The 12,874-nt window shown below is 59.9% G+C and carries 14 protein-coding genes; 5 read left to right on the top strand and 9 right to left on the bottom strand.

From position 1 onward, the window contains the following. The first annotated feature begins 62 nt into the window (after positions 1 to 62). From AC1D06_RS08860 to AC1D06_RS08850, 3 genes are all read left to right on the top strand, one after another. Entirely contained in the window at positions 63 to 1,082 is a 1,020-nt protein-coding gene (locus AC1D06_RS08860; RefSeq protein WP_477874676.1) for a zinc-binding alcohol dehydrogenase family protein, read from the top strand. Between the two features lie 178 nt (positions 1,083 to 1,260). Beyond that, positions 1,261 to 2,571: a polyhydroxyalkanoate depolymerase gene (locus AC1D06_RS08855; RefSeq protein WP_477985945.1), complete on the top strand. Its 1,311-nt coding sequence runs from the start codon at positions 1,261 to 1,263 to the stop codon at positions 2,569 to 2,571. A gap of 192 nt (positions 2,572 to 2,763) precedes the next feature. After that, positions 2,764 to 3,219: a DUF2852 domain-containing protein gene (locus AC1D06_RS08850; protein ID WP_477985944.1), complete on the top strand. Its 456-nt coding sequence runs from the start codon at positions 2,764 to 2,766 to the stop codon at positions 3,217 to 3,219. Positions 3,220 to 3,413: 194 nt separating this feature from the next. Here AC1D06_RS08850 and gyrB read toward each other — a convergent pair whose 3' ends face one another. The 5 genes from gyrB to AC1D06_RS08825 all read right to left on the bottom strand — a co-directional run bounded on the left by gyrB (position 3,414) and on the right by AC1D06_RS08825 (position 8,785). Next, a complete protein-coding gene (gyrB, locus tag AC1D06_RS08845; RefSeq protein WP_477874682.1) occupies positions 3,414 to 5,861 on the bottom strand; it encodes a DNA topoisomerase (ATP-hydrolyzing) subunit B in 2,448 nt (815 codons plus the stop codon). Positions 5,862 to 5,998: 137 nt separating this feature from the next. Then, entirely contained in the window at positions 5,999 to 6,376 is a 378-nt protein-coding gene (locus tag AC1D06_RS08840) for a helix-turn-helix domain-containing protein (protein WP_477874684.1), read from the bottom strand. Further along, a complete protein-coding gene (locus tag AC1D06_RS08835) occupies positions 6,373 to 6,936 on the bottom strand; it encodes a Smr/MutS family protein (RefSeq protein ID WP_477874686.1) in 564 nt (187 codons plus the stop codon). The genes AC1D06_RS08840 and AC1D06_RS08835 overlap by 4 nt, the downstream gene beginning before the upstream one ends. Then, positions 6,926 to 8,038 carry a murein transglycosylase A gene (gene mltA / locus AC1D06_RS08830; protein ID WP_477985943.1) on the bottom strand — a complete coding sequence of 371 codons (1,113 nt, stop codon included), beginning with the start codon at positions 8,036 to 8,038 and terminating at the stop codon, positions 6,926 to 6,928. Before mltA ends, AC1D06_RS08835 begins: the two co-directional genes overlap by 11 nt. A gap of 6 nt (positions 8,039 to 8,044) precedes the next feature. After that, positions 8,045 to 8,785, bottom strand: a complete 741-nt coding sequence (locus AC1D06_RS08825; RefSeq protein ID WP_477985942.1) for a Tim44/TimA family putative adaptor protein — start codon at positions 8,783 to 8,785, stop codon at positions 8,045 to 8,047. A 96-nt stretch (positions 8,786 to 8,881) separates the two neighbouring features. On the opposite strand from AC1D06_RS08825, the gene AC1D06_RS08820 reads away from it, so the two are divergent. Together AC1D06_RS08820 and secB are read left to right on the top strand one after the other, a co-directional pair. Beyond that, the gene (locus AC1D06_RS08820) at positions 8,882 to 9,361 is read left to right on the top strand and encodes an FxsA family protein (protein ID WP_477874692.1); all 480 of its coding nucleotides are present in this window, start codon (positions 8,882 to 8,884) and stop codon (positions 9,359 to 9,361) included. 198 nt (positions 9,362 to 9,559) lie between these two features. Further along, positions 9,560 to 10,045 (top strand): protein-export chaperone SecB, encoded by a 486-nt coding sequence (gene secB / locus AC1D06_RS08815; protein ID WP_477874694.1) that lies wholly within the window; start codon positions 9,560 to 9,562, stop codon positions 10,043 to 10,045. 54 nt (positions 10,046 to 10,099) lie between these two features. On the opposite strand, the gene dnaQ is transcribed toward secB, so the two are convergent. The 4 genes from dnaQ to AC1D06_RS08795 are packed head-to-tail and all read right to left on the bottom strand — an operon-like array spanning position 10,100 to position 12,862. Then, entirely contained in the window at positions 10,100 to 10,825 is a 726-nt protein-coding gene (gene dnaQ, locus AC1D06_RS08810; RefSeq protein ID WP_477985941.1) for a DNA polymerase III subunit epsilon, read from the bottom strand. 3 nt (positions 10,826 to 10,828) lie between these two features. Continuing rightward, the gene (gene coaE, locus AC1D06_RS08805) at positions 10,829 to 11,410 is read right to left on the bottom strand and encodes a dephospho-CoA kinase (protein WP_477985940.1); all 582 of its coding nucleotides are present in this window, start codon (positions 11,408 to 11,410) and stop codon (positions 10,829 to 10,831) included. Next, on the bottom strand, positions 11,410 to 12,270 hold the full coding sequence (locus AC1D06_RS08800; protein ID WP_477985939.1) for a shikimate dehydrogenase: 861 nt from the start codon (positions 12,268 to 12,270) through the stop codon (positions 11,410 to 11,412). The genes coaE and AC1D06_RS08800 overlap by 1 nt, the downstream gene beginning before the upstream one ends. Then, on the bottom strand, positions 12,263 to 12,862 hold the full coding sequence (locus AC1D06_RS08795; protein WP_477985970.1) for a Maf-like protein: 600 nt from the start codon (positions 12,860 to 12,862) through the stop codon (positions 12,263 to 12,265). Before AC1D06_RS08795 ends, AC1D06_RS08800 begins: the two co-directional genes overlap by 8 nt. Between the last annotated feature and the right edge of the window lie 12 nt (positions 12,863 to 12,874).

Genomic DNA, 12,874 nt, shown 5'->3' with positions numbered 1-12,874 from the left:
GCTTGGCCCTATCCGAGGCGGACCGCAGGCCGCAAGGGATTGCCCACAAAGGAAATTTCCAAATGAAAGCAGTGATCTGCAACGCGCCTGGCGATTTGGCGGTGATCAATCGAGATGCGCCGGGCGCGCTCAGGCCCGGCGAGGTGCGGCTTGCCATCAGTCATATCGGCATTTGCGGCACGGATTATCACATCTATGAGGGCAAGCACCCCTTTCTCGAATATCCGCGTGTGATGGGACATGAGATTTCCGCGCATGTGCGCGAGGCCCAGCCTAGTTCGGCCCTTCGCGAAGGCGACCTGGTGATCGTCAATCCCTACCTCTCCTGCGGCAAGTGCATCGCCTGCCGGCGCGGCAAACCGAACTGCTGCATGGCGATCAAGGTGCTGGGCGTGCATACGGACGGCGCCTTCTGCGAAGAGATCGTGGTGCCGGAGACCAATGTCTATCCGGCCGGCAATCTCAGGCCGGAACAGGCGGCGACTGTCGAGTTTCTCGCGATCGGTGCGCACGCCGTGCGCCGCGCCGGCTCCCAGCCAGGGGCGAAGGCGCTGGTGATCGGCGCAGGCCCGATCGGGCTCGGCACGGCGTTGTTTGCCCAGATTGCCGGCTATGACGTCACGATGATGGACATGAGCGAAGAGCGGCTAGAAGTCGCTGCCGACCGTTTCGGCTTCGCCAGCGCGATCGATGCGTCTGGCGATGCGTTGAAATCAGGCATGCAGATCAGCGGCAATGAGGGTTTCGAGGCGGTTTTCGACGCCACCGGCAATGCGAGATCGATGAATGCGGCGCTGCCCTTCGTCTCGCATGGCGGCGTGCTGGTCTTCGTCAGCGTGGTCAAGGACGATATCATTTTCGCCGATCCGGAATTTCACAAGCGCGAAATGACAATGATCGGCAGCCGCAACGCCCTGAAGGCGGACTTCGAACATGTCGCGGCGTCAATCGCATCGGGTGCTATAGATACAAATAAGCTGATTACCCATCGCACCGATTTCACTGCGGTGATCGGCGATCTGCCGCGCTGGGCGCATCAAAAAACCGGGCTCATCAAGGCGGTTATCCAGGCGCAAGCTTAACGGCGCATCCTCCTGATCACGCTTTGGATTGCAATCGTCATACTTTTTGATGTTTTGCACCGAAACAGGCCATATTGTTTCTTGTCGATCAAGACGGAACTGTTACAATTTGTTTTGTGTTGAATAAATTAGCATATGTTAAATAAAGCAAAACAACGCTGGAAGTGTGCAGGCTCTAATGTTCTATCAGTTCTATGAGTGGGGCCACGCGGCAATGGCCCCCGTCCGTGCCACAGCAGAAACCATGCGGGCAGCATACAAGAATCCGTTCAATCCGATCTCCTATACTTCCTTCGGCCGCTCGATGGCGGCAGGATTGGAAGTGTTCGAGCGCGCCACGCGGCGTTACGGCAAGCCGGAATTCGGCCTGGCGCAGACCGTGATCGGCGACAAGACAGTTTCGGTGCACGAAAAAGTCATCTGGTCGAAGCCGTTCTGTGATCTCCTGCATTTCGAACGTTGTCTGCCAGCCGGCCATAACAGCTACGATCCGAAAATCCTCATCGTCGCGCCGATGTCCGGCCATTATGCGACGCTGCTGCGCGGTACGGTCGAGGCGCTGTTGCCCTCCGCCGACGTCTATATCACCGACTGGAAAGACGCGCGCATGGTGCCGCTCTCCCAGGGTCTGTTCGATCTCGACAGCTATATCGACTACACGATGGAGATGATCCGTTTCCTCGGGCCGGACACGCATGTCGTGGCCGTCTGCCAGCCTTCGGTGCCGGTTCTGGCCGCCGTGGCGCTGATGGAGGAAGCCAATGATCCCTTGTCGCCGGCATCGATGACGCTGATGGGCGGACCGATCGATACGCGCATCAACCCGACCGCCGTCAACAAGCTCGCCCAGGAGCGGCCGCTGAAATGGTTCGCCGACAATGTCGTCATGGATGTGCCATGGCCGCAGCCCGGCATGATGCGCAAGGTCTATCCAGGCTTCCTGCAGCTCTCCGGTTTCATGTCGATGAATCTCGACCGTCACATGATCGCCCACAAGGATTTCTTCGTCCATCTGGTGAAGAACAATGGCGACTCGGCGGAGAAGCATCGTGAATTCTATGACGAATATCTCGCGGTCATGGACCTGACGGCGGAGTTCTATCTGCAGACCGTCGACACCGTGTTCATCAAGCATGCGCTGCCGAAGGGCGAGATGACGCATCGTGGCCACCGGGTCGATGCGTCTAAGATCCGCCGCACGGCGCTGCTCACCGTCGAAGGCGAGAATGACGACATTTCCGGTGTCGGCCAGACGCACGCAGCGCAGACGCTTTGTTCGGGCCTGACGGAGTCGATGCGCATGCACTACCTGCAGCCGGATGTCGGGCACTATGGCGTCTTCAACGGCTCGCGCTTCCGCCGGGAAATCGCGCCGCGCATCGTTCAGTTCGCCCGCGACCATCACCGCTCCGACGAGGTCGTCAGCAGCAATGTCGTCGCCCTGACCAAGCCGGTGCCGCGCCGCCGGACGCCCGGCGCTACGGCCTGAAGCTTCCAAACATGTCAAAGATGGCTGGCAAATCAAGGGTTTGCCAGCCTTTTCGTATGCGGAATTATCCCCGGATTATCAACGCTTTGTTCGATTTTAGCGAACGACATTCTTGAAGGTGCTGTTTTCCTTCCCACATCGATTACACCGGTTCGCACGGGGCGGCCGGGGTTACTATGAGGAAAACGACCCATGTACCGCAGCGCACTCTTACGGCCCGACTGGACGCCGGCCACCATCGGTCTGATGGTGCTCGGATTCATTGTCTTCTGGCCGCTTGGATTGGCCATGCTTGGCTACATTCTGTTCGGCGAACGCCTGCATGCTTTCAAACGTGAAGCCAATGAGAAGTTCGACGGTTTTACCCATTCCTGCCGCGGCGCCTGGCGCCAGAACGGCGGCCATTCCAGCTGGGGCCGGCACCATCATTTCTCCAGCGGCAATATGGCTTTCGACGACTGGCGCAAGGCCGAGATCGAGCGTATCGAGGAAGAACGCCGCAAGCTCAACGAGATGCGCGCCGAATTCGACAATTACATGCGCGAACTTCGCCGCGCCCGCGACCAGGAAGAGTTCGACCGCTTCATGCGCGAACGCAACGCTAACAGGAACCAGCCGCAGGATCCGCAAAACGGTTTTTCCGGTTGATGGAATAGGGCTGGCGGAACCGCCTTTCCGTCGTGCCCGACGCCGCCTGGAGACAGGCGGCGTTTTTGGTGAGGGTCACTCGATTTGCAGGGGCCGCGCCCATCCGCCCTCCCTGCTCTATTGTTTCACGTGAATCCAAAAACAAAAGGCGCCAGATCGCTCCGACGCCTTTTGTTTCTTGAAATGATCCGGGATCAGATATCCAAGTTCGCCACGCTCAGCGCGTTATCCTGGATGAACTCGCGCCGTGGCTCAACTTCATCACCCATCAGCCGGGTGAACAATCCATCGGCATCTGTAGCGTCCGTAACACGCACCTGCAGCAGCGAACGGACATTCGGGTCAAGCGTGGTTTCCCAGAGCTGCTCGGCGTTCATCTCGCCGAGGCCTTTGTAGCGTTGCATGGTCAGGCCCTTGCGGCCAAACGCGAAAATCGCCTCAAGCAGCCTGCTTGGGCCGGAGATTTCCACCGATTCTTCCTTGCGGTTCAGCTTCGGCGGGACGCCATAAATCTCCTTCAGCCGCGCTGCCATCTGGTCGATCAGGCGTGCGTCCTGCGAACCAATCAGCGCCATGTCGATGAACAGCAGTTCCTTGACGCCACGCACCATGCGCTCGAAGTTGAGGTTGCCGCTGTCGCTGATATTGCCGGACCAGCCGCGCTCGGTTTCCTCGGCAATACGGTCGAGACGCTGGGCGATCTCACCGATCACGCCTTGGCTRCGCGTGCGGTCGACCATCAGCTCGGCATTGAGGCCGCCGGCGATCGCCGCCTGCTCAATGAGCGGCCGGCTATAGCGCGAATGAAGGCCAGCGAGGAGGTTGCGCAGTCGGATTGCGTCTTCGACAATGTCTCGCAGATCAGCGCCGGCACGCATCTCGCCATTGGCGAGCGTCAGCGTTACATCCTCGAGACCGGCATTGATCAGATATTCCTCGAATGCGCGCTCGTCCTTGAGATAGGTCGAGGACTTGCCGCGGCTCACCTTGTAGAGCGGCGGCTGGGCGATATAGATATGGCCGCGCTCGATCAGCTCCGGCATCTGCCGGAAGAAGAAGGTGAGCAACAGCGTACGAATATGGGCGCCGTCGACATCGGCGTCCGTCATGATGATGATCTTGTGGTAGCGCAGCTTGTCGGGGTTGAAGCCATCGCGGCTTGTGCCGATCGGAATACCCGTGCCCAGCGCGGTAATCAGCGTGCCGATCTCCTGGCTGGAGAGCATTTTGTCGAAGCGAGCGCGCTCGACGTTGAGAATCTTACCGCGGAGAGGCAGAATCGCCTGATTTTCCCGCGAACGTCCCTGCTTGGCCGAGCCACCTGCCGAATCACCTTCGACGAGGAACACTTCGGATTTGGTCGGGTCACGTTCCGAGCAGTCAGCCAGCTTGCCCGGCAGCGAGGCAATATCGAGAACGCCCTTGCGGGTCGTCAGATCACGTGCCTTGCGCGCAGCCTCGCGCGCCGCCGCCGCCAAAACAACCTTGTCCATCACCACTTTGGACTCCGTGGGATGTTCTTCCAGCCAGTTGCTCAACGCCTCGCTGACCAGGTTCTCAACAACCGGCCGGACCTCGGACGAGACCAGCTTGTCCTTGGTCTGCGAGGAGAACTTCGGATCCGGCACCTTGACCGACAGCACTGCCGTCAGACCTTCGCGACAATCGTCGCCTTGCAGCCCCACCTTCTCTTTCTTGATAACGCCTGAGGTCTCGGCATAGCCCGTGATCTGCCGGGTCAGCGCAGCGCGGAAACCGGCAAGATGCGTGCCGCCGTCGCGTTGCGGGATATTGTTGGTGAAACAAAGCATGCTTTCGTGGAAGGTTTCGTTCCACCACATCGCCACCTCGACGGTGATGCCATCCTTCTCGCTACGGATGGAGATCGGCTTGCCGAGCAGCGGCTTCTTATCACGGTCGATGAAGCGCACGAAGGCTTCAAGGCCGCCGTCATAAAGCATCTCCTCCTGCTTGACATCGGAGTGGCGACGGTCGGCCAATATGATGCGGACGCCGGAATTCAAAAAGGCGAGCTCGCGCAACCGCCTCCCCAGCGTCGCATAGTCGAACTCGATATGGGTAAAGGTTTCGGAGCTTGGTGTGAAGGTGACCTCGGTGCCGGACTGATCCGCTGGGCAATCGCCGGTGATCGCCAGCGGGCCGTCGGCCACGCCATGCGTGAAGCTCATCTCATGGAGATGGCCCTTCTGGTAGATCTTCAGGGCAAGCTTGACCGACAGCGCATTGACGACCGAGACGCCGACGCCGTGCAGACCGCCGGAGACCTTGTAGGAATTCTGGTCGAACTTACCGCCGGCATGCAGCTGGGTCATGATGACTTCGGCCGCGGAGACGCCCTCGTCATGCATGCCGGTGGGGATGCCGCGACCATTATCGGTGACGGTCACCGAGCCATCGGCATTGAGCGTCACCGTCACCAGATCAGCCCAGCCGCCCAGCGCCTCGTCAATGGCATTGTCGACGACCTCATAGACCATGTGATGCAGGCCCGAGCCGTCATCCGTATCGCCGATATACATTCCGGGGCGCTTGCGCACTGCGTCGAGGCCCTTGAGGACCTTGATGCTGTCGGCACCATATTCAGTACCCGCCGGGACTGCTTCTTCGGACGATCCGGTCATGAAAATCTTTCTCTTTTCAATTGAATTCGGAGGTCTCCCCAGACGCTCCGAATCACTCGTGAAGGTGTATTTGAATATAGGTATTTTGCCGCGTCAGGCCAAATCCTAGCCAGAAAATTGCGGCAGAAAACCGTGTTTCAGCCGCGTTTTTCCCGGGAATTCTCTGCTCTCGACAATAAATCCGTCATCTGACGGATGGTCTCCAGCGGCAACTCGCGAATCTCACCGGCAAGCCGGTTGGCCAAGGCTGTATATTCCGCCGGCAAGCCTGTCGTATCAACCACAACGCGTGGATGCGAGATCGCCGCGACACGGAAAAGATCGTCCGCTTCGTCCCAGATGATGTGCAGATAGCCGGCGACACGCTGCAGGAAATCAAAGCCCGGACGGCCGCGCTTGCCGCTTTCGAGCGCCGAGAGATAGGCCGGCGACACACCAAGCGCCTCGGCCATGGCCTTCTGGGTAATGCCGCGCTCCGTGCGGATTTTCCGCACTGCCTCGCCGAACGGCGTCATTTCTCCTCCCGCGCCGGCCTGGAAAGGCGGACATAGAGCGCACCCTCGCCGCCATGGTTCTGCGCCGAGGTTTCGTAAGACGAGATCAGATGGCGGAATTCCGGCTTGGAGAACCACATCGGCACCGCTCGCTTCAGCGCACCGTCGCTGCCCATCGATGCGCCCTTGCCGGTGATGACAAGCACATGCCTGAGACCGCGCTCATGCGCCCGGACGATGAAACCATGAAGCAGAGCATGCGCCTCGGATTGAAACAGGCCGTGCAAATCGATGCGCGCTTCAAGTTCCAACCGACCCTTGGCGAGCTTGCGCTTCACCGGCCTTTCCAGCGGCTGATGACGGCCGGATGGTTTCTTTGGCGGCTCTGCAGGCGCCTCGGTCATGGTGACGGCTTTTATCGGCGGCACTTTCTGCGCTGCATTCGCGGCTGTCTGCGCTTCCAGCTCCCCCTCGAATTCCTCGATCGACTTCATACGGCCGGGCATGGGCCGGGTGCTGCGAGCCACCTTGCCCCACAGGATCCGGTCGTCGTCCGTCAATGTCTTCTTGCTATTGCGCATGGATGAAATTTGCCGCGATCGTCTTTGGAATCAATATATAGAAGTCCGCGTCGTTTTTCACATTGCCGGCGAGATTTCCAGCCGCTTCACCGGAGCCGGTGAAGATATCGCCGCGCGCCGGACCAATGATCGCGGTGCCGGTATCGAGTGCAAGCATCAGTCGCTGCAGTGGCCTGCCGCCGGTCAAATGCTTGAGGCTTTCGCTGCGGATATAAAAGGGCGAGCCGAATGTATGGATCAGCCTGTCGACGGCGATCGAGCGCATCGGCTCGAGCTGCACCTTGGCGGCGGCAATCGGCCCCAGTTCGGGATCATCGACCGGCGCGTCGCGAAAAAAGACGTAGGAGCGATTCTGCCAGAGGATTTCATTCTGGCGATCCGGGTGATCTGCGAGCCATTGGCGGATCGATTGCATCGAAACGTCAGCCAATGGGATTTCGCCGATATCTGCGAGATGCCGACCGATGCCGGTGAAAGGGTGGCCGGCCTTTGCCGCATAGGTGATACGGCGGATCGCACCATCCGGATAGCGGAGCCGGGCCGCGCCCTGGACATGAGCGAAGAACACGTCGACGCGGGATTTTGCCCAGGCGATTTCCAGTCCCTTGTTTGCCAGCGCGCCTTCGTCGATTGCCCGCCGATCGGAAAAGACGCCGATGCCATCCTTCGTCCGACGCCCGAAGGCATAGGACGGGTCCATTTCCACGGGACGGTTGGAATCATCGACATCCATGAGATCTTCGGGACGGCGATAGAAAGGATAGCACCAGGTCGAATCCGGCGCGTCCCGAACCTCGACCTCGGGCTCGTAGAACGCGGTGACGAAGCCTGGCTTGCCATCATTGCGGCTGATCAGGAAAGGCTGAAACCGACTTTCAAAGAAAGCCCTCGCCGCTTCGGCCGAGCCTGGATGCATGCCGGCGGCCTCGGTGAAAACCGCTTCGAGCGCCTCTGAGGGAATGCCGACTGCGCCCGTGCGATACGGCTTGACGTCGCGCATGTGCCGAAGACATCGTGCCATGACGGCAAAAAGGCTGGAAGGGTCATCCTCCTCCCAGCCTGGCAAGGCCGCGAAGGCCAAAGGCGTCAGCCGAAAATCCATGAGGCCTCAGCCCTCGGACTGGGTCGAGACAAGTCTCCAGTTCGGATCGCGGGAGCGCGTGTCGCGGGCGAAGGTCCACTGGTCCTTCACCTCGGCGACCGTCTCGGCATTGCCGTCAACCACGTCGCCGGCGGCATTGTAGGTCGCCGAAATCAGCTGGCTGACGATACGCATGGTGATCGTCGCTTCCGATCCCACCAGATCGGCCGAACTCATCTCTGCCCTGCCGACGCCGACGAAGCTCGACTTGACCTTCTCCCCGGCCTTCTCGCGCTCGCTGATCGCGGCATTGAAGCCCTCATAGACTTCGTTGGACAGCAGATTCTTCAGCGTCTTGCGGTCGCCATCGGCGAAGGCCATGACGATCATTTCATAGGCGGCCTTGGCGCCATCGACGAACTGCTTCGGATTGAACGACGAATCAGCGTCGAAGACGCGGCGCAGGCCCGCATTCAACTCCGTGCCTGGTGCGGCAAAGCTGTCAATCTCCTCATAGCGGTTGTCGACACTGACCGGACCCGCGTCCCCCGGCTGCGACGCTGTCGGACCAGACGTCCGACGCGGCAGCGTGATCACCTTGCCATCATCGGAAGGGGTGGGCGCGGAACGATCCGTATCCCTGCGGGTAAACGGGTCATATGGCGGCTTTTCACTGCCCGTCCGCTTGCCCAGTACGCTCCTCAGATTGAGRAAAATCAGCGCTGCGACAATCAGAAAAAACAGAGTGATGATACTGTCGGTACCCATATTGTAGCCTTGGCCCTTTGCTCTTCATTTTCTCGACTTGCTTCCCATATAGTCGTGATTTCAATATCATTCAAATGAATGGAGAAGGAACCGGCCATGCCTGCAATCGTGCCGCTGTTCGTATTGCTCGCCTTTCCAGTCCTGGAAATCGCGACCTTCGTCTATGTCGGTCAATGGCTCGGCGTATGGAAGACGGTTGGCCTGGTGGTGCTTGCGGCGATCCTCGGCGTGGCGATTCTGCGCTATCAGGGGCTCGGCGCGCTCCGAAAAATCAATCAGGACATCAAACTGCATCGACCGCCGGCGCGGGGCATTGCCAATGGTTTCATGATCGTCATCGCCTCCTTCCTGCTGATCATTCCCGGTTTCCTCAGCGACGTTGCCGGGCTGCTGCTGCTCGTGCCGCCGGTGCGGCAGCTGATCTGGCGGCTTGTCGGCCGCCGTATCAATGTCAGCTACCACACGCGTTACCGACGCGGCCGGCGGCAGGACGATTTCGTCGATCTGTCAAAAGACGACTATAGGCGCAACGACAATTCTCCCTCCTCCGGGCCACGGCTCAGGGGGCCTGACTGATCCCGAATCACCTGCGAGAGCCGAGGGTTGTAAGCCTCGGTGCGAAGTGCTAGATGGCAGGGCCCCTGTGTCGGGCAGCATCCGGCCGCGACCTGTTCCATGACGCGAACACTGGTTCGGTGCCGAAGAGCCTGACATGTGAAATTCCATCCGGCGGATCGAGGAGTGTGGATCCGCCCAGGCTTCGAGGACCAGCCCATGGCAGATGAAACCGCAAACGGCGGCGACGACCAGCGTCAGCCTTCGATCAATATCCTTGCACAATATACCAAGGATTTCTCCTTCGAAAATCCCGGCGCACCGCGCTCGCTGCAGGCCCGTGAACGGGCTCCGCAGATCAATATCTCCGTCAACGTCAATGCCAATCCGATGTCGGAAACCGATTTCGACGTGGTGCTGACGCTCGACGCTTCGGCCAAGGACGGCGACAAGGTCGTCTTCCATGCCGAACTTGCCTATGGCGGCCTCTTCCGGATTTCCGGTTTCGCCCAGGAGCACATGCTGCCGGTGCTGTTCATCGAATGCCCGCGGCTGCTCTTCCCCTTCGCCCGCCAGATCGTTGCCGATGCCACCCGCAATGGCGGTTTCCCGCCGCTGATGATCGACCCGATCGATTTCGCCGTCATGTTCCAGCAGCGCATGGCCGAAGAGCAGGCCAAGGCTCGCGTCGCCGCCAACAACTGACCAACTTGGTCGGATTTCTTTTTGATGAGCGCCCGGATCGATGATCCGGGCGTTCTATTTTGCGATCTCTGGTGTGACCGTGGTTTCCGAATATTTCAGCCAGATCGCCTTGTCGCCCATCTTCTTGACAAGCTCGGCATGGGCTTGGACCTCTTCGATGCGCAAGCGCGAACCGAGCGGGAACGGACGAGGCCGGAGGTGCACCGCGCTCTCCTCGGCTCGCGAGCCGCCGCCTCGGTTCTCCGCCGCACCAAAACCAAAACCTGCCTGCCGACCGCCGATCAGCTCGATATAGACTTCGGCCAGCAGTTCGGAGTCGAGCAGAGCGCCGTGTTTCAAACGGTGGGAATTGTCGATGCCGTAGCGTCTGCAGAGCGCGTCGAGCGAATTCGGACCCATGGGATGCTTGCGGCGGGCGATCTGCAGCGTATCGACCACCTTGGTGTTCGGGATCGGCGGCCGCCCGAGGCGGGCGAGTTCGGCGTTGATGAAGCCCATATCGAAGGTGGCGTTATGCGCGATCCACAGCGCATCGCCGAAGAATTCGGCGATCTCGTCGGCAAGCGCGGCAAAATTCGGCTTGTCCATCAGGGATTCGTCGCTGATGCCGTGGATGGCGAGCGCATCCGGATGCACCTTGCGGCCATCCGGATTGATGAACAGGTGAATGGTGCGGCCGGTCGGGAAATGATCCCTCAGCTCGACGCCACCGATTTCGATGATCCGGTCCTCACGCGAATCGAGGCCGGTGGTTTCCGTGTCGAAGATGATTTCCCGCATTCGCTACGCCTTCAATTGCATGAGTATCTCGCCGACACGCTGCCTTGCATGTTCAAGCCCCTGCCCCGTGTCGATGATGAAATCCGCCCGCCTGCGTTTTTCCGAATCAGGCATCTGACGAGAAAGAATCATCTGAAATTTTTCCTCTGTCATCCCGGGCCGTTCCATCACGCGTGCCTTTTGCACATCTGCATCGGCGGTGAYGACGACAACCTTGTCGACACGCGCCTCGGCGTGGTTTTCATAGAGCAGTGGTATGTCAAGCACCGTCACCGGTGTGCCGGCCTTTTCAAAAGCCTCGACCTGCTCTCTTTCCTTCCGCCAGACGAGCGGATGAACGATCAACTCGAGCGTCTTGAAGCCGGCTGGGTCGGCAGCAAGTTTCGCAGCCAGCCGGTGCCGGTCGACAACACCATCCACGACGGCGCCAGGAAAAGCGGCTTCGATCGGCGCCACCGCCTCGCCACGATAGAGATCGTGGACAATCGCATCCGCGTCGATAACCGGCACGCCGTGATCCCGGAACATCTGCGCCGTCGTCGATTTGCCCATGCCGATCGAACCGGTGAGGCCGAGCCGGATCATCAATGGCGCCCCAGGTCAGCAACGATTTTCGCCCTGAGTTCCTCAGTCACTTCGGGCCTACGGCCGAACCATTTTTCAAAACCCGGCACCGCCTGGTGCAGCAACATGCCAAGTCCGTCGGCGGTCCGCCGACCCTGCGCCTCCGCCTGCTGAAGGAAGGGGGTCATCAACGGCACGTAGACGATATCGGTGACCAGCCCGTCATCGGCCATCGGCGAGAAATCGATCGCCGGCGCTTCGCCGTCATCCATACCGAGCGAAGTCGTGTTGACGAACAGGTTTGCGCCATCGAGGCGTTCGGCCAGTGCTGCGATCGGCGCGGCATGGATCCGTTCGCCAAATCGATCGGCAAGTTCCTGCGCGCGCTCGACGGTACGATTGAAAACATGGATTTCGGCGAAGCCGCGATCGCGAACGGCCTGGATGATCGCCCGGCTGGCGCCGCCAGCGCCGAGGATCACGGCGATGTCCTTCTTTTCATCCCAGCCCTGGGCTCGATCATCGAGATTGGCCAGGAAACCGTAACCGTCGGTATTGGTCGCGCGCAGCCGGCCTTCCTGCTTATAGAGAGTGTTGGCTGCCCCGAGTTCGCGAGCCAATTCATCCGGTGCGTCAGCAAGCGCGAAGGCTCGCTCCTTGTGCGGGATCGTCACATTGCCACCGACAAATTCCGACTCAGCCGATTTCAGTCGGCCGATGAAGGCGGCGAATTCATCCGGCGCGACATCGACGGCGCGGTAGCCGCCTGCGATCCCAAACATTTTCAGCCAGTATCCATGGATGATCGGCGAGCGGGAATGCTTGATCGGATGACCGCAGACGAAGGCCTGCGTTAACGATGTTTCACGTGAATCACGCATCGATGACACCCAGGTTGCGCAAGCCGGCCAGCAGCTTCAGCATCGGCAGGCCGAGAATGGTGAAATAGTCGCCTTCGATAGTCTCGAAGAGCTGGATACCGGGGCCCTCGAATTGATAGGCGCCGACGCTTTGCAGAATGCTGTCGCCGGCCATGTCCAGATAGGTCCGCAGGAAGGACGGCGAGATCGCCCGCATGGTCATCGCTGCGATCGAAACATCCGACCACAATACCGCGCCTCGAAAGGCAATCGCCACACCGCAATTGAGATGATGCGTCTGGCCGGCCATGGCACGGATATGGTCACCCGCCTCGCCCATACTGAGCGGTTTGTGGAACAGGCGCATGCCGAGCGATAGGACCTGATCGGAGCCGATCACATAGGCATCCGGATGTCGATCCGACACCCATTGCGCCTTGGCCCGCGCAAGCTCGAGTGCGACATCCGGCGGCTTGGCATAGCGCGTCGACAGGCTGGCTTCGATGGCGCGCTCATCGATGTCAGCGGGGATCGATTCGTATTGCAATCCGGCACCGGTCATCAGCAACTGCCGGGAGGCGCTCTTCGAGGCAAGGATCAATTTCGCATTCATCGCTACCGGTCC

Source organism: Rhizobium sp. P2_G2, assembly GCF_056403555.1.
This window is presented reverse-complemented; position numbering and strand designations above follow the sequence as displayed.